Consider the following 525-nt stretch of genomic DNA (forward strand, 5'->3'; position numbering starts at 1 on the left):
CCTGCTGATACATGACAGATTTATTGCCGGCACCGGCCCTGTCTCAGAACTGTCACCCCGCGGTCATCCCCGCTCAACCGGACTGCAACACATTGCCGGCACGCTCATGGGCTCAGACCTCCCCAATGAGAGATCCAGGAAGGAATACGACCATGTATCAGAAAAATGGCAAATCCCTGTTCAAGTTGTCGGCGCTGGCACTGGCGATCGCGGGCACCGCCCTGGTGGCGGGCTGTTCGGACGATGACGACGACACGTCCCAGACCAGTTCCTACGATTCCGATAATCAGGCATTGACCCGGCTGGCCACCGTGCCGGTTGGTGCCGAAGTAACCGGCCTGTTCCTGTCCCAGGAAGGCGATCTGTTCTTCAACGTCCAGCACCCGTCCGACAGCAACACCGCCGAGGACAGCGACGGCAACGTGTTTTCCGCGGCTGCAGTCGGTGTGGTCCGGGGCGTGGACTTTGCCGCCGCCGACCTGGGCTTTGATCAACTGACTCTGCCGCAGACGGACGAGGAGAAAC

1 protein-coding gene is annotated in these 525 nt (G+C 60.8%); it reads left to right on the plus strand.

Annotated elements, in window-relative coordinates; translation table 11 throughout:
* Positions 1-152: 152 nt before the first annotated feature.
* A partial coding sequence (locus V7D18_RS23665; RefSeq protein ID WP_426158084.1) for a hypothetical protein occupies positions 153-525 on the plus strand: 373 nt, incomplete at its 3' end.

It is taken from the genome of Lacrimispora sp. 38-1 (genome assembly GCF_049890855.1).
GTDB lineage: Bacteria > Bacillota > Clostridia > Lachnospirales > Lachnospiraceae > Lacrimispora.